This window comes from Salmonella sp. JXY0409-18, assembly GCF_020268625.1.
GTDB classification, from domain to species: domain Bacteria; phylum Pseudomonadota; class Gammaproteobacteria; order Enterobacterales; family Enterobacteriaceae; genus Salmonella; species Salmonella enterica.
In genome coordinates this window covers 4,015,928-4,037,346 of sequence record NZ_CP084216.1, presented here as the reverse complement: position 1 = coordinate 4,037,346, position 21,419 = coordinate 4,015,928, and the positions used below count along the sequence as shown (strand labels likewise).

The window sequence follows — 21,419 nt, the reverse complement described above, 5'->3', positions numbered from 1 at the left end:
GCGGTTGCTGACCTGGCCCTGCCTCCTTTTTTGTGAACCTCTGATGTTATTTTAATCGCTACCAGCAGGAGCGATAGCGACCATTTCTGATGCAGTTGTTCAAAAAATTACCGCATTTCCCGCTGATGCCTGATAAATCGTCAACTCGCTAGCTGTTATGGTGGTTAACAGGTCGGTATCTCATCCTTAATCTTTTACATTTCAGAACTGATCGGCAGGCACATAAATAATCGAACTATTGCCTTGAGTTTCGCCGGGCGTGTCAGTATTATAACGCGTCATTTTTCAGCCGACCTTTAACACGTTCCTTGCCTCCATGGGCCGCGGCTGACCCAGACAGGAGGCTGAATAATCCGTAAGGAGCAATTCGATGCGTCATTACGAAATCGTTTTTATGGTCCATCCTGACCAGAGCGAACAGGTTCCGGGTATGATCGAGCGTTACTCTGCCGCCATCACTGGCGCAGAAGGCAAGATCCACCGTCTGGAAGACTGGGGCCGCCGTCAGCTGGCTTACCCGATCAACAAACTGCACAAAGCGCACTACGTTCTGATGAACGTTGAAGCGCCGCAGGAAGTGATCGATGAGCTGGAAACTACCTTCCGCTTCAACGATGCCGTTATCCGCAGCATGGTTATGCGTACTAAGCACGCTGTTACCGAAGCTTCTCCGATGGTTAAAGCGAAAGACGAGCGCCGTGAGCGTCGCGATGATTTCGCTAACGAAACCGCAGATGATGCTGAAGCTGGGGATTCTGAAGAGTAATTTCTGATGACCAACCGTCTGGCGTTGTCCGGCACCGTGTGCAGGGCCCCCCTTCGAAAGGTCAGTCCATCAGGAATTCCGCATTGCCAGTTCGTGCTTGAGCATCGTTCTGTGCAAGAGGAAGCCGGCTTTCACCGGCAGGCGTGGTGCCAAATGCCCGTTATTGTTAGCGGACACGAAAACCAGGCCATTACTCACAGTATAACGGTCGGCAGCCGCATAACCGTTCAGGGGTTTATCTCTTGCCACAAGGCAAAGAACGGTCTGAGCAAAATGGTTCTGCATGCCGAGCAGATTGAATTGATAGATTCTGGAGACTAGCCATATGGCACGTTATTTCCGTCGTCGCAAGTTCTGCCGTTTCACCGCGGAAGGCGTTCAAGAGATCGACTATAAAGATATCGCTACGCTGAAAAACTACATCACCGAAAGCGGTAAGATTGTCCCAAGCCGTATCACCGGTACCCGTGCAAAATACCAGCGTCAGCTGGCTCGCGCTATCAAACGCGCTCGCTACCTGTCTCTGCTGCCGTACACTGATCGCCATCAGTAATCGGTCACGGTCCATTAATACGACTTTGAGAGGATAAGGTAATGCAAGTTATTCTGCTTGATAAAGTAGCAAACCTGGGTAGCCTGGGTGATCAGGTTAACGTTAAAGCGGGCTATGCTCGTAACTTCCTGGTACCACAGGGTAAAGCTGTTCCGGCTACCAAGAAAAACGTTGAATACTTCGAAGCACGTCGCGCTGAACTGGAAGCTAAACTGGCTGACGTTCTGGCTGCTGCAAATGCACGCGCAGAGAAAATCAACGCCCTGGAAACCGTTACTATCGCGTCTAAAGCAGGCGACGAAGGTAAACTGTTCGGTTCCATCGGTACTCGCGACATCGCTGACGCTGTGACTGCAGCTGGCGTTGACGTGGCTAAGAGCGAAGTTCGTCTGCCGAACGGCGTTCTGCGTACCACTGGCGAACACGAAGTGAACTTCCAGGTTCACAGCGAAGTATTCGCAAAAGTTATCATCAACGTGGTTGCTGAGTAATCAGGCATTCTCGTTTTTGCTAGCAACGAAACGTCGGCCCAGCGCCGACGTTTTGCTTTTTTAACCCCATCGCTTTTCGACTGGCTATCTCCCCCTCTTTTCGCGATAATCAAAAATAAAACATTATTTTAATTTCTTGGTGAAAGAATGGATACCCAACGCCAGGCCTCCCCGTTTGCCCGCAAAAACGTCGTTTATGTGTGTGCCGCATTTTGTTGCCTGCTATGGGGCAGCGCTTATCCAGCCATCAAAAGCGGTTATGACCTCTTTCAGATAGCCACCGACGATATCCCTTCTAAAATTGTTTTTGCTGGTTATCGTTTTTTGTTTGCGGGTGGGTTGCTGCTACTGTTCGCGCTGCTTCAGCGTAAACCGATTGGTCGGTTTCGTCCGCGCCAGTTTGCTCAGTTAACGTTACTGGGGCTGACTCAGACGTCGCTACAATATCTCTTTTTCTATATCGGCCTTGCGTTCACCTCCGGCGTGAAAGGCTCAATCATGAACGCGACAGGCACATTCTTCAGCGTATTGCTGGCGCACTTTATTTATCAGAACGACCGATTGAGCTACAACAAAACGCTCGGCTGTATTCTGGGCTTTGCGGGCGTCATGGTGGTGAACGTCAGCAACGGCCTGGATTTCAGCTTTAATCTGCCGGGAGAAGGCTCCGTGGTGCTGGCGGCGTTTATTCTTTCTGCGGCCACGTTGTATGGCAAACGTCTCTCGCAGACGGTCGATCCGATGGTCATGACTGGCTATCAATTGGGGATTGGCGGTCTGGTACTGGTCATTGGCGGCTACGTTTTTGGCGGTACGCTGACGATACATGGCTTCTCGTCGGTGGCGATTTTAGTCTACCTGACGTTGCTCTCGTCGGTCGCTTTTGCGCTATGGAGCATTTTACTCAAATATAATCGCGTGGGGATGATTGCGCCGTTTAACTTTCTGATCCCGGTTTCCGGCGCGGCTCTTTCGGCTATTTTCCTCGGCGAGAATATTCTGGAGTGGAAATACATGATTGCGCTGGTGCTGGTGTGTTCGGGGATCTGGTGGGTGAATAAGGTGAAGCGGTAATGCTTCACCTGAACGAATAGGGTATAGGCGGGGTAAGGCGTAGCCGGCGTTACTGTGCGCGAATAAAACTGCCGTCAGGCTGACGCGTAAACAGCACCTGTTGGCCGTTATCGCCATCTATCGTTAAACCTGTCACCACCCCGCTGGCATTCTGGCGAATTTTAATCATTTGACCATTTTTGAGATTACTCAGCGGCTTGCCAGCGCCTTCTACCTGCGCCATTGCATAAACGTCTGTTGGGGGCAGTCCGTGGTCACGGAACAGTTGCGCCAGAGTTTTACCAGGCTCTACCCGGTACGAGCGCCACTGTTGACCGATGCCGCTATCCTGCTGGAAAGGCTGCGTTTGCGGCTGGTTTTGTTCTTCCGGCTGGCCTTCCTGGATAGGTTCCGGCGCAACGGGCGCCACCTGATCCGGATCGTTTTGCGGCGCGACCAGTTGCGCCTGAAGCTGGGCCTCCGTCGGCGGCTGTGATTGCGATTGCAGATCCAATTGCGCTTCCCGCGTGACGACAGGCGAGTCGCTGGTCTCGCTGGCGGGCAGCAGGAAACCGATCACCAGCACGATAGCGGCAATGATAATGCCACGACGATGCATAGGCGGCAGCGGCTCCATGATGCGAAAATTATCCGGCGCGTGCCAGATTTTCGCCAGGGTTGGTTTTAATTCAAAGCGCCCGGGCATGGTTTACCTCCTGCTCCGCATCTCGTTCCTTAATCATAGAGTATAGATGGCTAACGCTATGATACTGGTAGTGCTATCCGCTTTCGTGACATCAATACGGATAATCTATTGTTTCTTTTTCCCTGCGATTTGTCATCCTCCCTGAGACAAAGTTTTACCAGAAGAAGCGTGGCTGTTATGCTGCCCGCTACTTTTTTGATATCCGATGAAGGAAAAATAATGGCCACCCCGACTTTTGACACTATTGAAGCGCAAGCGAGCTACGGCATTGGTTTGCAGGTAGGGCAGCAGCTCAGCGAATCCGGTCTTGAAGGGCTGTTGCCTGAAGCGCTGGTTGCAGGCATTGCTGATGCGCTGGAAGGTAAACACCCGGCGGTTCCTGTTGATGTGGTGCATCGTGCGCTGCGTGAAATTCATGAGCGTGCGGACGCGGTGCGTCGTGAGCGTTTCAAAGCGATGGCGGCCGAAGGCGTGAAATACCTGGAAGAAAACCGCGAAAAAGACGGTGTGAACAGTACTGAATCTGGTTTACAGTTCCGCGTTCTGACGCAGGGCGAAGGCGCGATTCCGGCGCGTACCGACCGCGTACGCGTGCATTACACCGGTAAGCTTATTGATGGCACCGTATTTGACAGCTCCGTCGCGCGCGGCGAACCGGCTGAATTCCCGGTAAATGGCGTGATCGCCGGCTGGATTGAAGCGCTGACTCTGATGCCAGTAGGTTCCAAATGGGAACTGACTATCCCACAGGAGCTGGCCTATGGCGAGCGTGGGGCCGGGGCATCTATTCCGCCATTCAGCACCCTGGTGTTTGAGGTGGAACTGCTGGAAATTCTCTAAGCGCTCCGGGTTTGCCGGATGACGGCGTAAACGCCTTATCCGGCAACCCTGACTTCAGCAGATGCCAATATTTTATTTTGCAAATGGCGTCGTTACGTGTATTTTTGTGAGCTAATTCGCATTATCAAAGTGATATAACACTCATTTTAAACATAAAATTAACATTGTATTTGAATCTTAGTATTCATCCCGCCGATTCTTACCTAATATCGATGAGTCCTGATAACAGGATCGTCGTATCATAGACCAAAGGCCGTAGAGCCCGCACAACACAGACAGGTACAGGAAGAAAAACATGGTAGATCAGGTAAAAGTCGCAGCCGACGAACAGGCTCCGGCTGAACAGTCGCTACGGCGCAATCTTACAAACCGTCATATACAGCTTATCGCTATTGGCGGCGCTATTGGTACCGGTCTGTTTATGGGATCGGGTAAAACGATCAGTCTCGCCGGACCGTCGATCATTTTTGTGTATATGATCATCGGTTTTATGCTTTTTTTCGTGATGCGCGCCATGGGGGAATTGCTGCTCTCGAATCTGGAATATAAATCGTTTAGCGATTTTGCTTCCGACCTGCTTGGCCCCTGGGCGGGATATTTCACCGGCTGGACGTACTGGTTTTGCTGGGTAGTGACCGGTATGGCTGACGTGGTGGCGATTACCGCCTACGCGCAGTTCTGGTTTCCCGGCCTTTCCGATTGGGTCGCCTCGCTGGCGGTAGTGATCCTGCTGCTAAGCCTCAACCTCGCCACCGTTAAAATGTTTGGTGAAATGGAATTTTGGTTTGCTATGGTCAAAATCGTCGCCATCGTGGCGTTGATTGTGGTCGGGCTGGTCATGATTGCGATGCACTTTAAATCGCCGACAGGCGTTGAAGCGTCTTTTGCGCATCTGTGGAATGACGGCGGCTGGTTCCCGAAAGGTATTAGCGGGTTCTTTGCCGGTTTCCAGATTGCGGTGTTCGCCTTCGTGGGCATTGAGCTGGTCGGTACTACCGCCGCAGAAACTAAAGATCCGGAAAAATCGCTGCCGCGCGCGATTAACTCAATACCGATCCGTATCATCATGTTCTACGTCTTTGCGCTGATTGTCATTATGTCGGTGACGCCGTGGAGTTCCGTGGTGCCGGATAAGAGCCCGTTTGTTGAGCTGTTTGTACTGGTGGGTCTGCCTGCCGCCGCTAGCGTGATCAACTTTGTTGTGCTGACCTCGGCGGCGTCTTCCGCCAACAGCGGCGTCTTCTCGACCAGCCGTATGCTGTTTGGCCTGGCGCAAGAAGGCGTGGCGCCAAAAGCGTTCGCTAAGCTATCGAAACGCGCGGTACCGGCGAAAGGCCTGACCTTCTCCTGTATCTGCCTGCTGGGCGGCGTGGTTATGCTGATGGTCAACCCGAGCGTGATTGGCGCATTCACCATGATCACTACGGTTTCGGCTATCCTGTTTATGTTTGTCTGGACCATCATTCTGTGTTCATACCTGGTGTACCGCAAAAAGCGTCCCCACTTGCATGAAAAATCCATCTATAAGATGCCGCTCGGTAAGCTGATGTGCTGGGTCTGTATGGCGTTCTTTGCGTTCGTGCTGGTATTACTGACGCTGGAAGACGATACGCGCCAGGCGCTGATCGTGACGCCGCTGTGGTTTATCGCGTTGGGTCTGGGCTGGCTGTTGATAGGTAAGAAACGGATGGCGGGAATGCGTTAATTGTTTTGCCCGGTAGCGCTGGCGCTTACCGGGCTTACAGCGTAGCGTTGATTTGTAGGCCGGATAAGGCGCGGTTTACAGCCGCCACCCGGCAAAATGCCTGGCTGGCGATTATTCCCCGGCCAGCGCGCGTGGGAACAGCACGTTATTCTCCAGGCTGATGTGCTCCATCAGATCATCAATCATCTCATTAATGCCGTTATACATCGCTTTCCAGGTGGTGCAGGCTTCTGGCGGCGGCGTTACATTTTGGGTGACGTGTTTGATGACGTCTACCAGCTCTCCCGCCTCGTCATGCTCGATTTCCATTACGCTTATCGGGCCCGTTGCCTGGCGACCCATACCCTGTTTGATCATGGGGAACAGGATCTGTTCTTCTTTCATCATATGGCTGGAAAGCTCTTCATGCAGCGCGGTGAGATATTTTGTCAGGCCGCGTGGGACGTTTGGCTTATCCGCGTGAACGCGTTCCACTTTGGTTGCCTGCAGGATAAGCTCCGGCAGTTGTTCGCGGTGTCGATCATGATAGCGCACCACGATATGGTCAATAATGTCCGCCAGCGGAACGGCGCGCCAGTCTTTTTCGATGGGCTGTTCAGCCAACTGCGCGAGTTGCGCTTCAATGATGTCAATATCGACGTCGTGACGCGCGGCGGCGCGCGCCAGCGTCTGTTTTCCGCCGCAGCAGTAATCCATATCGTACTGGCGAAACAGCGCCGATGCGCGGGGAATAGAGAGCGCCAGTTCGCCTAAAGGTTGATCGCGATAAGCCATTGCCGTTACCTCATTTGCAATAATATAAGTTGTATTTTAAATGCATCTTTAAGGCGAGGCTATAACTCTTTAGGGGTGCGTATAATTTAAGCCAGGATGAGATTAGCGTTCCGTGACCGGAACGACGGTCGCTTTTTCCGGTTTCGCTCTCACGGCAATGACCACGCCCGCCACCAGGAGCGCAATGCCGCTTAACGTCAGGAATGGCGGGATTTCCTGGCGCAGAATGAAGGTATAGAGCAGTCCCGCCAACGTCTCAAAAACAATCAGCGGCCCTAAAATAACGGTTGGCAATTTTTGGCTGGCGATATTCCAGCACAGCGCGCCCACCCAGGAACACAGCACCGCGATGGCGATCATCAGACCGATAAACAGCGCGGGATGCGGGCCAAAGGGCAGGGTAAATAGCGGTTTCTGGATACTCAGCCACAGACAGACCGCCGCGTAGCCGATTAACGAGACCGGCAGTGTAACCAGCGCCTGCGCCGTTGCCCACATCATGGGATGTTTGTCGGGATTTTCCCGCAGCCAGCGGGCGTTGCGCAGCGCATACCATGCCCAGCACGCTACGGAAATCAGCGCCAGCACAATGCCTGAACCATAGCGCCAGCCGCTAACATCGGATAATCCCTGACTAAGTTCAGCAATATTGACGCACAGCAGGCCAAAACCGATAAGCGCCAGCGCGGGCGCTAAACGCCGCCAGGATAATCTGCCGTCTCGTTGGCTATAGAGAACGTTAGCGAAAAGCGGAATGACGACCGGCAATGTCCCGATGATCATCGTCGACACCGGCGCGCCGGTTCGCTGAATAGCGCTGGCGAGGCAGGCGTAATAGATTACATTGCCCATCAGGGTCAGCGACAGGGCGGTGGACCAATCTTTGCGCGTCAACTGGCGTAACCGCGTGCGGCCTAACCAGGCAATCGGCAGGGCAATCAGCCCCAGCGCCAGATAGCGTCCCATTGACTGTAAGAGGGCCGGGTAATCCGGCACGATTAACGGGCCGACGAAAATCAATCCCCACATTAGCCCTGCCAGCAGGGCGTATAGCACGCCGCTAATCATCAGATTCTCCTCATAAACCGTTCTGTCATTATCAGAGAAGGTCTATGAGGATGCTACATAAATTAACTAAATTTTAACACTTACAGTACGGAGCGAAGGCTTTCTGTGAGCGTCGTCGTCGGGCGACCGATGAGTTTACGCAGCGTATGGCTGTCATCAAACAGGCCGCCTTTCGCCGCGCCAGCGTCAGAATTGGCTAACATATCCGCCAGTCCGTCAGGCAGGCCTGCGCCTTTCAGCGCGGCGGCAAAATCGACTTCACTCAGGTTCTGGTAGACGATTTTTTTTCCGCTCTGATGAGTAAGTTCATCCGCCAACTGGCTTAATGTCCAGGCGTCATCACCCGCCAGTTCGTAGACATTCCCGGCGTGACCCTCTTCACGGATGACGCGCGCGGCGGCGGCGGCATAGTCAGCGCGCATTGCGGAGGCGATTTTCCCTTCTCCCGCTGCGCCAATAAAGACGCCATGCTTCAGCGCGGCAGGGACGCTCGCCAGGTAGTTTTCCGTATACCAGCCGTTACGTAATAGCGTGTGAGGAATACCTGACTCAGCCAGCATTTTTTCCGTTTCAATATGTTCATCGGCGAGCGCCAGCGGCGATTTATCCGCATGTAGCAGGCTGGTATAGGCGATGAATTTCACCTTCGCGGCAATGGCGGCCTGAATGACGTTGCGGTGCTGCGCGGTGCGTTGTCCCACTTCGCTGGATGAAATGAGCAGCAGTTTATCAACGCCCTGTAAGGCGGTGGTCAGCGCGGCTTCGTTAGCGTAATCCGCCTGGCGAACGGCAATCCCGCGCTGACTGAGCGGGGCGGCTTTTTTCGGGTTACGGACGATCGCGACGAGGTGACTGGCGGGCGTCGTTTTTAGCAGGTTTTCAATAACGTGTTGGCCCAGTTGGCCTGTTGCGCCAGTGATAGCAATCATGGTGAACTCCTCAGTGTTGGTCTTGTGTTTTATTACGCTACCACCTAAACTTACTTTTAGTAAGTACGTACAAAAAGGTAAGTATCAATGCGCGCTCATACTCTTTCCCGGCAGTTGCGTGAAGGCAATCTCTTTGCTGAACAGTGCCCGTCCCGTGAGGTGTTAAAACATGTCACCAGTCGCTGGGGCGTACTGATTCTGGTCGCGTTACGCGACGGTACACACCGTTTTAGCGACCTGCGTCGCAAGATGGGAGGCGTGAGTGAAAAGATGCTGGCGCAGTCGTTACAGGCGCTTGAACAGGACGGATTTCTCAACCGGGTGTCATATCCAGTTGTTCCGCCGCATGTGGAGTACAGCCTGACGCCGCTTGGCGAGCAGGTGAGTGATAAAGTCGCCGCGCTGGCGGACTGGATAGAACTGAATTTGCCGCAGGTATTGGCGCAGCGGGACCGTTTATCAGATGGCGGCTAGCGCTTTATTCGGCCTGCCAGTCAGGCCGAATAAACGCAGCGCCATACGGGACACACGTTACTTGCTCAAATCCACCTGATAAATGGCAAAACCAATATCATCGACGGCAACCTTCTTCATCGGATACTGTCCTTTCGCTTTAATGAAGGCAGCGGCTTTATCGCCTGGCGATGTTTCAAAGCGGATATCCAGCGCCGTATTGCTGTGGATTGGCGCCAGACGCCAGTTATTATCCGCCGCCGGATGGATTTCGCCCGCGCGTTTTGACTCTGCGCCAATCCATGCCGCCAGCACGGCGCGATTTTCATCCGGAGACGCAAAGGCGATATGGCTGTCGCCCGTGCCGGCAAACTTGCCGCCGTAAGCGCGATAGTTATTCGTGGCGACCAGGAACGTAGCGTTCGGGTCGACAGGCTTACCGTTAAAGGTCAGGTTTTTAATACGTTCCGCCTGCGGATTCACCATCTGACATTCGCCATCATAGCGGGCGGGCTGTGACACATCGATTTGATAATTCACGCCGTCAATGACATCGAAATTATAGGTGCGAAAGCCATCCCAATTGATCAACGATTGCGGTTTGTTGCTATGAATATCAATCTGATTAAATTGTCCGGCAGAACATTCCAGCCACTCTTTTACCTCCTTGCCGCTGGCTTTCACCACCACCAGCGTATTCGGATAGAGATAAAGATCGGCGGCGTTACGGAAGGTCAACTGGCCTTTTTCCACCTCGACAAAGCTGGCAGGATCGTTCTTACGCCCGCCAACTTTAAACGGCGCGGCGGCGGACAGCACCGGCAGTTTCGCCAGATCCGGATCGCCCTGAATAAAGTGTTCCACATACGCTTTTTGCGCGTTATTCACCACCTGTACGGTAGGATCGTCCTGCACCAGAGCAAGATAACTGTACATATTATCGGCGGATTTACCGATGGGCTTGCTGACAAACTCGCGGGTGGCATCGTGATCGGCTTTCAGAATACCGACCAGCTTACTGTCTTCCGCCGCCAGCGACTTTTTAGCGGCGGCGTCGTAAATAGGCCGCGCTTCCGCTTTCGCCTGCGTAACCTGCCATTTGCCGTTGTCGTTGTTGAGCACCAGATCGACCACTCCCAGATGGTCGCCCCACATGCCAGGCATTACCGCAGGAATGCCGTTAAGCGTACCTTTGGCGATATCCGCGCCTTTGATGTCGGCAAAATCTTTACCGGGGAAGACGGCGTGGGCGTGACCAAACATAATCGCGTCAACGCCGGGAACTTCGCTGAGGTAATAAACCGAGTTTTCCGCCATGCTGTGGTACGGATCGGCAGAAAGGCCTGAGTGAGCAATGACTACCACGATATCTGCGCCTTTCTCGCGCATTTCGGGCACATATTTCCGGGCGGTTTCCGTAATGTCATTGACGGTAACTTTGCCGCTCAGATTCGCTTTATCCCAAATCATGATTTGCGGCGGAACAAAGCCGATATAGCCGATTTTCAGAGTTTGCGGGTGGCCGTCTTTATCAATAACGCTCGTCTCTTTAATCAGATAAGGCGTAAAGAGCGGCTTTTGGGTTTTAACGTCGATAATATTGGCGTTAACATAAGGGAATTTCGCGCCGGCCAGCGCGTTATGCAGATAGTCCAGACCATAATTAAACTCATGGTTGCCGAGGTTTCCAACCGCGTAATCCAGAGTGTTGAGCGCTTTATAGACCGGGTGAACATCACCGTCTTTGAGCCCTTTTGCCGCCATATAATCGCCCAGAGGGCTCCCCTGAATCAGGTCGCCGTTATCCACCAGCACGCTGTTTTTGACTTCATTTCGGGCGGCATGAATCAAACTTGCGGTACGTACCAATCCGAATTTTTCGGTTGCGGTATCCTTGTAATAATCGAAATCCATCATGTTGCTATGTAAATCAGTAGTTTCCATGATACGGAGATCGACGGTGGCCGCATTCACGCTGGCGGCGATCAGCGTAGCCAGAAGCGTTGCACTAAACTTAATCATCAGAGGCACCTTTTAAGAACGCAATAGAAAAGCCGGATAGTGAAAAATAGCGATGATAAACAGTGAAACCCGATATCGTTCCGACCGTCGCCAGAAGAAGGCGAAACCGCCCCATCCGGCCGATTTTTTGCGAGTGTTCACAGAAGGGTGAATCATGCCATGAAAGGTATTATCAAAACCGCAGACGGTATCACAGTTGGCGGAACCCTTAACGATCGGGTATAAGTAAAACAACGAGTTAACGCCCCCGTCATAAAGAGGTGGAGAATGTTAGAACAAGTATGCCAGCTTGCACGGAACGCGGGCGATGCCATTATGCAGGTTTATGATGGAGCCAAACCGATGGAGTACGCCCGCAAGCAGGACGATTCTCCAGTCACTGCGGCGGATATCGCCGCACATACCGTGATTCTCGAAGGGTTACGCACGCTCACGCCGGATATTCCGGTGCTTTCAGAAGAAGATCCGCCTGCCTGGGAAGTGCGCCAGCACTGGCAGCGCTACTGGCTGGTCGATCCGCTCGACGGCACCAAAGAGTTCATCAAGCGCAATGGCGAATTCACGGTCAATATCGCGCTGATTGAGCAGGGCAAACCGGTGTTGGGCGTGGTCTATGCGCCGGTGCTGAAAGTGATGTACTACGCGGCGGAAGGTAAGGCCTGGAAAGAGGAGTGCGGAGTGCGTAAGCAGATTCAGGTCCGGGATGCCCGCCCGCCGCTGGTGGTGATTAGCCGTTCGCATACGGATGATGAACTCACCGAATATCTCCAACAGCTTGGCGAACATCAGACAACTTCTATTGGTTCCTCGCTGAAATTCTGTCTTGTGGCGGAAGGCCAGGCGCAGCTTTACCCCAGATTTGGGCCGACCAGCGTCTGGGACACTGCCGCAGGTCATGCCATTGCCGTTGCAGCCGGGGCGCACGTTCACGACTGGCAGGGAAAAACGCTGGACTATACCCCTCGTGAATCGTTCCTTAACCCCGGCTTCCGGGTGACTATTTACTGAGGAGCTTATGCAGCAGGTCGACCACCTGCTGTACCTCTTGCTGGGTTAACGCGCCATCTTTCACCCATTGAACCCGACCGTCTTTGTCAAGCACAATGACGGCGGACCCCTCTTCTTTTAATTGCCAGGCGTTACGCGCCACGCCATTGCTGTCGACAATAAATTGCGACCACGGATAGAGCTTTTTATTACTTTCTATACTGCTACGCACGAACATACCGGAGCCTGGGATCGCATCATCAGTGTTCACAATTGTGGTCGTCTGGTATCTGTCATGCGGGAGCTTGGCTGATTTAATCGCTTCAATCAGCGTGGCGTTTTTTTCCTTCGCTGACGTTCGACCCGCAATGTGCAGCAGGACGCGCACTTTTCCCGCCAGCTGCGCGCTATTCCAGTTTTTATAACTAAACTCATCTTTATTCAACGTCAGTTCGCCACGATCGGCAATGCCTACCGGCGGCACCCGTTGGTTAACTTCAAGGTTATGCGCACAAGCCATTATGGGGAGTAGCAGACACGACATCGCCAGAATTTTACGTAGGGTCATGGTCATTCCTTCTTTATTTTTTTGCAGGTGATCCGACCACTTTGGGCCGATAGTTAATCATATGTGCGATTGATGCTTTTTCCCGCAAAGGGGATGCCAGTTTGCGGGCGGGCGCACACTTCCTGTGAAAAATGAAGGCATATACTGAGAAAAATGAGCTGATGTTTAGATAATTCTGAATAACTGTAATCAAAAGGTAAATATACTTATGCACACTGGAAACGACGTAGATATGGTCTATAGTCATATGGCATTAAAATTTGCGCCTTAAAACTGTTGGGCCGATTGTGGCACCGCAAGGGCGTAATACTCTGCAGGAGACAACAATGAAAATTTTCCAACGCTACAACCCGCTACAGGTGGCGAAGTACGTGAAGATCCTGTTCCGTGGACGGTTATATATCAAGGATGTTGGCGCTTTTGAGTTCGATAAGGGTAAGATTCTTATCCCAAAAGTGAGAGACAAGCAGCACTTGTCTGTGATGTCTGAAGTTAACCGTCAGGTTATGCGTCTGCAAACTGAGATGGCGTAACCAAAAGTGCTATGCAGTAGGTTAAAAAAGTAAAAAAAACGGCTCCTGAATCAGGAGCCGTTGATGTTTCTGGCAAACGGATTTCAGGCCGCGCTGTCTTCTTTACCTTGCGCATCGGGCAGTTTCGGTGCCGGTACGTTGCTTTTATTGTCGAGACGCGTCACCAGCAACTGATCGATACGGTAGTTGTCGATATCCACCACTTCAAATTTGTAGCCGGAAAACTTCACCGAATCAGTACGTTTTGGAATCTTGCGCAGCATAAACATCATAAAGCCGCCAATGGTTTCATAGTTGCCGGATTGCGGAAACTCATCGATATCCAGCACGCGCATGACGTCGTCAATCGGCGTGCCGCCGTCAACCAGCCAGGAATTTTCATCGCGTGCCACAATTTGCTCTTCCAGTCCCTGGCCGACCAGGTCACCCATTAGCGTGGTCATCACATCGTTCAGCGTAATGATACCGACGACCAGTGCGTATTCATTCATAATGACCGCGAAATCCTCGCCCGCCGTTTTGAAACTTTCCAGCGCCTCAGAAAGGGTCAGCGTATCCGGCACAATCAAGGTATTGCGAATTTGCACGCCGCCATTCAGCGCCATACTTTGGTTCGCCAGCACGCGGTTCAGCAGATCTTTGGAGTCTACATAGCCGATGATGTGGTCGATATCTTCATTACACACCAAAAATTTTGAGTGCGGATGTTCGGCGACCTTTTTCTTCAGGCTTTGCTCGTCTTCGTGCAGATCAAACCAGATGATACTTTCGCGCGGCGTCATGGAAGACGGTACGGTGCGGGATTCAAGTTCAAACACATTTTCAATCAGTTCGTGCTCTTGCTTGCGCAAGACGCCCGCCAGCGCGCCGGCTTCCACCACTGCGTAAATATCATCAGAAGTAATGTCGTCTTTCCGCACCATTGGAATTTTGAACAGGCGGAAGATGTTGTTTGCCATGCCGTTAAACAGCCACACCAGCGGGCGAAAAACGAACAGGCAGAAGCGCATCGGGTTGATGATACGCAAAGCCACAGCTTCTGGCGCAATCATACCGATGCGTTTCGGGGTTAAATCCGCGAACAGGATAAACAGCCCCGTCACCAGCGAGAAAGAGAGAATAAAGCTCAGCTGCTCGGAGAGTTCTGGCGACATATAGTGCGAGAAAAGGGCGGAAAAGGCGGGCGAAAATGCCGCATCGCCGACGATACCGCCAAGAATAGCGACGGCGTTCAGGCCAATTTGCACAACGGTGAAAAACATGCCGGGATTTTCCTGCATTTTCAATACGCGTTGTGCGTTGATACTGCCTTCATCAGCTAATAACTTAAGTTTAATCTTACGTGATGCGGCAAGCGAGATCTCGGAGATGGAGAAGAACGCACTTACAGCGATCAGGCAGAATATAATGAATATACTGTTTAACATATCTTATCCGGCGAAACGCCAGATCCTCGGAAGGGAAGTTTATAAATCCGTGTGGTAACGTTTAATGAAAACCGGCTCGTAGCAGTGAGCCGATAAGTTCAGGGCTAGTATAGCGTAAGCTACTGTAAAGTCGCCAGAGGGTTCATTTTCAACTCCGACAAGTTCCCCCTACGCCAGCGTCGTCACGCGTCAGGCGGCAGGCAAACGCCGATCCCGCCAATCCCACAGTAACCGTATGGATTTTTGTGCAGATACTGTTGGTGTTCATCTTCGGCGTAGTAAAACGGCGTCGCATGGGTGATTTCCGTGGTAATAGGGCGATGGTTTCCGGCGGCGGCCATTGCCGACTGAAAGCGCTCGCGACTGGCGTGAGCAGCGGCACTCTGTTCCGGCGTTAAGGGATAAATCGCAGAACGGTATTGCGTACCGTGATCGTTACCCTGTTGCATCCCCTGCGTTGGATCGTGATTTTCCCAGAAAATCTGTAAAAGCTGCTCATAACGGATAACGGCAGGATCGTACACTATCCGTACCGCTTCGGCATGACCGGTCTGCCCGGAGCAGACTTCCCGGTAGGTTGGATTAGGCGTGTAACCGCCCGCATACCCTGCCGCGGTGCTATATACGCCGGGCAATTGCCAGAATAAACGTTCTACGCCCCAGAAACAGCCCATAGCGAAGTAGGCGATCTCCATCCCGGCAGGGACATTGGTCATAGAGTGTTCATTTACCGCATGCAGAGTGGCGATCGGCATCGGGGTGTTGCGTCCTGGTAACGCATCTGCTTGAGTAACCAGATGTTTTTTATCAAATAAACTCATGAGCTATTCTCCCGAAAGCGTTAATTGGCGTTAAGGTTGTAACGAGACGCATCTTTGCACACAATAACAACATTAATGTATCTGGATTTAACCATAAGAAATATTTGGGCAGTCGTCTGCTTTTCAATCGCAATTGTTGATTTTATGTTAAGCCGCGGAGCGGTAGTGTGATTTTTTCCAGGGGTGGGAATAGGGGATATTCAGGAGAAAATGTGCCACATATCCGTCAGTTATGTTGGGTTAGCTTACTGTGCCTGAGCAGTTCTGCGGTAGCCGCAAATGTTCGTCTGAAAGTCGAAGGGCTATCCGGAGAACTGGAAAAAAACGTTCGCGCACAGCTCTCTACGATTCAGAGCGATGAGGTGACGCCGGATCGGCGCTTTCGCGCCCGAGTTGATGATGCGATTCGCGAAGGGCTTAAAGCGTTAGGCTATTACGAACCCACTATCAAATTCGACTTGCTTCCACCGCCTGCGAAAGGACGGCAGGTATTAATCGCCAGGGTTACGCCCGGCCAGCCGGTGTTGATTGGCGGTACAGAAGTCATTTTACGCGGCGGCGCGCGCACGGACAAAGATTATCTGGCCTTACTGAAAACGCGTCCGGCAATCGGCACGGTGCTGAACCAGGGAGACTATGACAATTTTAAAAAGTCGTTAACCAGCGTGTCGCTACGTAAAGGCTATTTCGACAGCGAATTCGTTAAAAGTCAGTTGGGAATTGCTCTGGGCCGTCATCAGGCGTTTTGGGATATTGATTATGATAGCGGTGAGCGCTATCGCTTCGGGCCTGTCACCTTCGAAGGTTCGCAGATTCGTGATGAATATTTACAAAATCTGTTGCCGTTTAAAGAGGGCGATGAGTACGAGTCGAAAGATTTGGCGGAACTAAACCGCCGACTTTCCGCTACCGGATGGTTTAATTCTGTCGTGGTGGCGCCGGAATTTGAGAAATCGCGTAAAACAAAAATTCTGCCGTTAAAAGGCGTGGTATCGCCGCGAACCGAAAACACGATTGAAACTGGGGTGGGGTACTCCACCGACGTCGGGCCGCGCGTGAAAGCGTCGTGGAAAAAACCGTGGATGAACTCCTACGGTCATAGCCTGACCACCAGCACCAGTATTTCTGCGCCGGAACAGGTGCTGGATTTTAGTTATAAAATGCCGCTGCTGAAAAACCCGCTGGAGCAATACTATCTGGTACAGGGCGGTTTTAAACGTACCGATTTGAATGATACGGAGCAGGACTCGACCACGCTTGCCGTGTCGCGTTACTGGGACCTTTCCAGCGGTTGGCAGCGGGCGATTAACCTGCGCTGGAGTTTCGACCACTTTACCCAGGGGAACGTCACCAATACCACCATGCTGTTCTACCCGGGCGTGATGATCAGCCGAACCCGCTCGCGAGGGGGACTGATGCCAACCTGGGGCGATTCGCAGCGCTATTCAGTAGACTATTCGAATACGGCCTGGGGCTCCGACGTGGATTTCTCCGTACTGCAGGCGCAAAACGTCTGGATTCGGACTTTGTACGATCGCCACCGTTTTGTGATGCGCGCCAATTTGGGCTGGATAGAAACCGGTGATTTCGACAAAGTTCCGCCGGATTTACGTTTCTTCGCCGGGGGCGACCGCAGTATTCGCGGCTATAAATACAAATCTATTTCGCCTAAAGATAGCGACGGCAATCTTAAAGGCGCCTCAAAACTGGCAACCGGATCGCTGGAGTACCAGTATAACGTCACCGGCAAATGGTGGGGGGCGGTGTTTGTCGATAGCGGCGAGGCGGTGAGTGATATTCGCCGCAGCGATTTCAAAACCGGGACCGGGGTCGGCGTGCGCTGGGCGTCGCCGGTTGGGCCTGTCAAACTCGATTTTGCCGTACCGGTCGGCGACAAAGACGAACACGGTTTACAGTTTTATATCGGTCTGGGGCCTGAATTATGAGTTTATGGAAGAAAATAAGCCTCGGCGTGTTGATTTTCATTGTGGTGTTACTGGCGAGCGTTGCGTTTCTGGTCGGGACGACGACGGGGCTGCATCTGGTATTCAGTGCGGCGAACCGCTGGGTGCCGGGGCTGGAGATTGGGCAGGTCACCGGCGGCTGGCGGGACTTATCGTTAAAAAATATCCGCTATGAGCAGCCGGGCGTTGCGGTGAATGCGGGCGAAATTCATCTGGCCGTCGGGCTTGATTGCCTGTGGCGCAGTAGCCTGTGCGTCAATGATCTGGCGCTAAAAGACATCAATGTCGCTATCGACAGCAAAAAAATGCCGCCTTCCGAACCGGCGCAAGAAGAGGAAGAAAGCGGACCGCTGAACCTCTCCACCCCCTGGCCCATCACGCTGTCGCGCGTGGCGCTGAATAACATCAATATCAAGATTGATGACACTACCGTTTCGGTGCTGGATTTTACCTCCGGGCTGGCATGGCAGGAGAAAAACCTGACCCTGAAACCGACGCGGCTTCAGGGACTGCTGATCGCTCTGCCGAAGGTCGCTGACGTGGCGCAGGAAGAGGTGGTTGAACCCAAAATCGAGAAACCTCAACCGGATGAAAAGCCGCTTGGCGAAACGCTAAAAGATCTGTTTGCAAAACCGGTAATGCCGGAGATGACCGATGTTCACCTGCCGCTCAATCTGAATATCGAGTCATTTCGCGGCGAGCAGCTACGCATCACCGGCGATACCGATCTGACGGTGCGCACGATGCTGCTTAAAGTCAGCAGTATCGACGGTAATATGAAGCTGGATACTCTGGATATCGACGCCAACCAGGGCACGGTGAAAGCCTCCGGTACGGCGCAGCTCGCCAATAACTGGCCGGTCGATATTACGCTCAACAGTACGCTGAATATCGATCCGCTAAAGGGTGAAAAGATAAAACTCAAGGTCGGCGGCGCGTTACGCGAACAACTGGAGGTCGGGGTGAACCTTTCCGGGCCGATGGATGTCGCGCTTCGCGCCCAGACGCGGCTGGCGGAGGCCGGTTTACCGCTCAATCTTGAGGTCGTCAGCCAACGCATTGCCTGGCCATTGACGGGTGATACCCAGTTTCAGGCTGACGATCTGAAGCTCAAACTGAGCGGTAAGATGACCGACTATACGTTGTCGATGCGAACCGCCGTGAAAGGACAAGATATTCCGCCGGCGACCATCACGCTGGATGCCAAAGGGAATGAGCGGCAGATTAATCTCGATAAACTCACCGTCGCCGCTCTGGAGGGAAAAACCGAACTGAAAGCGCTGGTGGACTGGCAGCAGGCGATTAGCTGGCGTGGCGAACTGACGCTGAATGGCATCAATACCGCTAAAGAGATCCCGGACTGGCCCGCGAAGCTTAACGGCGTCATGAAAACCAAAGGCAGCCTCTACGGCGGCACCTGGCAGATGGATGTCCCGGAGCTCAAGCTGACCGGCAATGTGAAGCAGAACAGCGTTAACGTCAACGGGACGCTAAAGGGCAACAGCTACATGCAGTGGACGATCCCGGGGCTGCACCTTGCGCTGGGCCCAAACAGCGCCGATATAAAAGGCGAGCTTGGCGTTAAGGAGCTGAATCTTGACGCCGCCATCGATGCGCCAGGGCTGGATAATGCGCTGCCAGGACTGGGCGGCATGGCAAAAGGAATCGTTAAAGTCCGCGGTACGGTAGAAGCGCCGCAGCTGTTGGCGGATATCACCGCCCGCGGCTTGCGCTGGCAGGAGCTGTCTGTCGCCCAGGCGCGCATTGAGGGCGATATTAAATCCACCGATCAGATAGCGGGCCATCTCAACGTTCGCGTAGAGCGGATTTCGCAGCCCGACGTTAACATCAATCTGGTGACGCTTGACGCCAAAGGCAGCGAGAAGCAGCATCAGCTACAGCTCCGTGTTCAGGGAGAACCGGTATCCGGTCAACTCTCCCTGACAGGCAGTTTTGATCGCGAGGCGGCGCGCTGGAAAGGGACGTTAAGCGACACCCGTTTCCAGACGCCAGTGGGGCCATGGTCGTTAACCCGCGCGATTGCGCTGGACTACCGTAATAAAGAACAGAAAATCAGTATCGGGCCGCATTGTTGGCTGAACCCGAACGCCGAGCTGTGCATCCCGCAAACCATTGATGCGGGCGCCGCAGGGCGGGCGGTGGTCAATCTCAACCGCTTTGATCTGGCGATGCTGAAGCCATTTATGCCTGATACCACTCAGGCCAGCGGGGTCTTTAGCGGGAAAGCGGACGTGTCGTGGGATACCACCCAGGAGGGATTGCCGCAGGGGAAGGTCACGCTTTCCGGTCGTAACGTGAAGGTCACGCAGACCGTCAATGACGCGCCGTTACCGGTCGCGTTTGAGACGCTGAACCTCAGCGCCGAACTGCATAATAATCGCGCCGAGCTGGGATGGCTGATTCGCCTGACGAACAATGGTCAATTCGATGGCCAGGTGCAGGTAACCGATCCTCAGGGGCGGCGCAATCTCGGCGGTAACGTCAACATGCGCAATCTCAATCTGGCGATGGTCAACCCTGTCTTTTCGCGCGGCGAAAAAGCGGCGGGAATGTTAAACGCCAGGCTACGTCTGGGCGGCGATGTGCAAAGCCCGCAGTTGTTTGGTCAGTTGCAGCTTAGCGCGCTGGATATTGACGGTAATTTTATGCCGTTTGAGATGCAGCCGAGCCAGCTCACCATGAACTTTAGCGGTACGCGTTCGACGCTCGCCGGTATCGTGCGAACACAACAAGGGCAAATTAACCTGAACGGTAACGCCGACTGGAGCCAGATTGACAACTGGCGCGCGCGGGTGACGGCGAAAGGCAGCCGGGTGCGGATTACCGTTCCGCCGATGGTGCGCCTGGATGTCTCGCCGGATGTGGTCTTTGACGCGACGCCTTCGCTGTTCACGTTGGATGGGCGTGTGGACGTTCCGTGGGCGCGAATTGTGGTGCACGACCTGCCGGAGAGCGCGGTTGGCGTCTCCAGCGATGTGGTTATGCTCAATAATGACCTGCAACCAGAAACGCCGCAGACAGCGTCTATTCCCATCAACAGTAATCTGACGGTCCACGTCGGCAACAACGTGCGCATCGACGCCTTCGGGCTTAAAGCGCGTTTGACCGGCGATTTGAAAGTCGCGCAGGATAAGCAGGGACTGGGGCTGAATGGTCAAATCAATATTCCTGACGGCCGATTCCGCGCCTACGGCCAGGACCTGCTTGTCCGTAAAGGCGAGCTGCTGTTCTCCGGCCCGCCGGATCAGCCGCTGCTCAATATCGAAGCGATCCGTAACCCTGACGCCACCGAAGACGATGTCATTGCGGGCGTGCGTGTCACAGGCACTGCTGATGAACCCAAAGCGGAAATCTTCTCCGATCCGGCGATGCCGCAGGCTGAAGCGCTTTCTTATCTGCTGCGTGGGCAGGGGTTGGACAGCAATCAGAGTGATAGCGCAGCAATGACCTCCATGCTTATTGGCCTGGGGGTTGCGCAAAGTGGTCAGGTTGTGGGTAAAATCGGAGAGACATTCGGCGTAAGTAATCTGGCGCTGGACACGCAAGGGGTGGGCGATTCGTCTCAGGTTGTGGTCAGCGGCTATGTACTGCCGGGTCTACAGGTGAAGTATGGTGTAGGGATATTTGACTCTCTGGCGACGCTCACGTTACGTTATCGCCTGATGCCTAAGCTATATCTGGAAGCAGTGTCTGGCGTAGATCAGGCACTTGATTTGCTCTATCAGTTTGAGTTTTAGC

The 21,419-nt window shown here is 53.2% G+C and carries 20 protein-coding genes; 12 read left to right on the top strand and 8 right to left on the bottom strand.

Features of this window, described 5'->3' with window-relative positions:
* Window positions 1-370 precede the first annotated feature (370 nt).
* The 5 genes from rpsF to LDB27_RS19635 all read left to right on the top strand — a co-directional run bounded on the left by rpsF (window position 371) and on the right by LDB27_RS19635 (window position 2,884).
* A complete protein-coding gene (rpsF, locus tag LDB27_RS19655) occupies window positions 371-766 on the top strand; it encodes a 30S ribosomal protein S6 (protein ID WP_001216673.1) in 396 nt (131 codons plus the stop codon).
* Window positions 767-772: 6 nt separating this feature from the next.
* The gene (gene priB, locus LDB27_RS19650; protein WP_001519453.1) at window positions 773-1,087 is read left to right on the top strand and encodes a primosomal replication protein N; all 315 of its coding nucleotides are present in this window, start codon (window positions 773-775) and stop codon (window positions 1,085-1,087) included.
* Between the two features lie 4 nt (window positions 1,088-1,091).
* Entirely contained in the window at window positions 1,092-1,319 is a 228-nt protein-coding gene (gene rpsR / locus LDB27_RS19645; RefSeq protein ID WP_000135199.1) for a 30S ribosomal protein S18, read from the top strand.
* A 41-nt stretch (window positions 1,320-1,360) separates the two neighbouring features.
* Complete coding sequence (gene rplI / locus LDB27_RS19640; RefSeq protein ID WP_001196065.1) at window positions 1,361-1,810, top strand: 50S ribosomal protein L9; 450 nt, start codon at window positions 1,361-1,363, stop codon at window positions 1,808-1,810.
* A gap of 147 nt (window positions 1,811-1,957) precedes the next feature.
* Window positions 1,958-2,884 (top strand): DMT family transporter, encoded by a 927-nt coding sequence (locus LDB27_RS19635; RefSeq protein ID WP_000381075.1) that lies wholly within the window; start codon window positions 1,958-1,960, stop codon window positions 2,882-2,884.
* 49 nt (window positions 2,885-2,933) lie between these two features.
* On the opposite strand, the gene LDB27_RS19630 is transcribed toward LDB27_RS19635, so the two are convergent.
* Window positions 2,934-3,569, bottom strand: a complete 636-nt coding sequence (locus LDB27_RS19630) for an OapA family protein (protein ID WP_001119446.1) — start codon at window positions 3,567-3,569, stop codon at window positions 2,934-2,936.
* A 219-nt stretch (window positions 3,570-3,788) separates the two neighbouring features.
* Between LDB27_RS19630 and fklB the strand changes: the two genes are divergently transcribed.
* Window positions 3,789-4,409, top strand: coding sequence for an FKBP-type peptidyl-prolyl cis-trans isomerase (fklB, locus tag LDB27_RS19625; protein ID WP_000235161.1), 621 nt, complete (start codon window positions 3,789-3,791; stop codon window positions 4,407-4,409).
* 295 nt (window positions 4,410-4,704) lie between these two features.
* Complete coding sequence (cycA, locus tag LDB27_RS19620) at window positions 4,705-6,114, top strand: D-serine/D-alanine/glycine transporter (protein WP_000228322.1); 1,410 nt, start codon at window positions 4,705-4,707, stop codon at window positions 6,112-6,114.
* A gap of 111 nt (window positions 6,115-6,225) precedes the next feature.
* Here cycA and ytfE read toward each other — a convergent pair whose 3' ends face one another.
* From ytfE to LDB27_RS19605, 3 genes are all read right to left on the bottom strand, one after another.
* Window positions 6,226-6,888: an iron-sulfur cluster repair protein YtfE gene (gene ytfE / locus LDB27_RS19615; RefSeq protein ID WP_000331467.1), complete on the bottom strand. Its 663-nt coding sequence runs from the start codon at window positions 6,886-6,888 to the stop codon at window positions 6,226-6,228.
* Between the two features lie 102 nt (window positions 6,889-6,990).
* A complete protein-coding gene (locus LDB27_RS19610) occupies window positions 6,991-7,956 on the bottom strand; it encodes a DMT family transporter (RefSeq protein WP_000623290.1) in 966 nt (321 codons plus the stop codon).
* An 80-nt stretch (window positions 7,957-8,036) separates the two neighbouring features.
* On the bottom strand, window positions 8,037-8,885 hold the full coding sequence (locus LDB27_RS19605; RefSeq protein WP_000560616.1) for an SDR family oxidoreductase: 849 nt from the start codon (window positions 8,883-8,885) through the stop codon (window positions 8,037-8,039).
* Between the two features lie 87 nt (window positions 8,886-8,972).
* Here LDB27_RS19605 and LDB27_RS19600 point away from each other — a divergent pair, with 87 nt between their 5' ends.
* Complete coding sequence (locus LDB27_RS19600) at window positions 8,973-9,359, top strand: winged helix-turn-helix transcriptional regulator (protein ID WP_001201295.1); 387 nt, start codon at window positions 8,973-8,975, stop codon at window positions 9,357-9,359.
* A 57-nt stretch (window positions 9,360-9,416) separates the two neighbouring features.
* On the opposite strand, the gene LDB27_RS19595 is transcribed toward LDB27_RS19600, so the two are convergent.
* The gene (locus tag LDB27_RS19595; protein ID WP_000589383.1) at window positions 9,417-11,360 is read right to left on the bottom strand and encodes a bifunctional 2',3'-cyclic-nucleotide 2'-phosphodiesterase/3'-nucleotidase; all 1,944 of its coding nucleotides are present in this window, start codon (window positions 11,358-11,360) and stop codon (window positions 9,417-9,419) included.
* A 267-nt stretch (window positions 11,361-11,627) separates the two neighbouring features.
* On the opposite strand from LDB27_RS19595, the gene cysQ reads away from it, so the two are divergent.
* Window positions 11,628-12,368: a 3'(2'),5'-bisphosphate nucleotidase CysQ gene (gene cysQ / locus LDB27_RS19590; RefSeq protein ID WP_000893398.1), complete on the top strand. Its 741-nt coding sequence runs from the start codon at window positions 11,628-11,630 to the stop codon at window positions 12,366-12,368.
* Here cysQ and LDB27_RS19585 read toward each other — a convergent pair.
* Window positions 12,358-12,915 carry a YtfJ family protein gene (locus tag LDB27_RS19585; RefSeq protein ID WP_000175305.1) on the bottom strand — a complete coding sequence of 186 codons (558 nt, stop codon included), beginning with the start codon at window positions 12,913-12,915 and terminating at the stop codon, window positions 12,358-12,360. The genes cysQ and LDB27_RS19585 overlap by 11 nt on opposite strands.
* Window positions 12,916-13,241: 326 nt before the next feature.
* Here LDB27_RS19585 and LDB27_RS19580 point away from each other — a divergent pair, with 326 nt between their 5' ends.
* Window positions 13,242-13,448 (top strand): DUF1107 domain-containing protein, encoded by a 207-nt coding sequence (locus LDB27_RS19580; RefSeq protein WP_000689229.1) that lies wholly within the window; start codon window positions 13,242-13,244, stop codon window positions 13,446-13,448.
* An 83-nt stretch (window positions 13,449-13,531) separates the two neighbouring features.
* Here LDB27_RS19580 and LDB27_RS19575 read toward each other — a convergent pair whose 3' ends face one another.
* Window positions 13,532-14,875, bottom strand: coding sequence for a hemolysin family protein (locus tag LDB27_RS19575; protein ID WP_000934970.1), 1,344 nt, complete (start codon window positions 14,873-14,875; stop codon window positions 13,532-13,534).
* A 182-nt stretch (window positions 14,876-15,057) separates the two neighbouring features.
* Entirely contained in the window at window positions 15,058-15,696 is a 639-nt protein-coding gene (gene msrA / locus LDB27_RS19570; protein WP_000051465.1) for a peptide-methionine (S)-S-oxide reductase MsrA, read from the bottom strand.
* A gap of 212 nt (window positions 15,697-15,908) precedes the next feature.
* Here msrA and tamA point away from each other — a divergent pair, with 212 nt between their 5' ends.
* The gene (tamA, locus tag LDB27_RS19565) at window positions 15,909-17,642 is read left to right on the top strand and encodes an autotransporter assembly complex protein TamA (protein ID WP_001120237.1); all 1,734 of its coding nucleotides are present in this window, start codon (window positions 15,909-15,911) and stop codon (window positions 17,640-17,642) included.
* A complete protein-coding gene (gene tamB, locus LDB27_RS19560; RefSeq protein ID WP_000060823.1) occupies window positions 17,639-21,418 on the top strand; it encodes an autotransporter assembly complex protein TamB in 3,780 nt (1,259 codons plus the stop codon). Before tamA ends, tamB begins: the two co-directional genes overlap by 4 nt.
* The last annotated feature ends 1 nt before the right edge of the window (window position 21,419 follow it).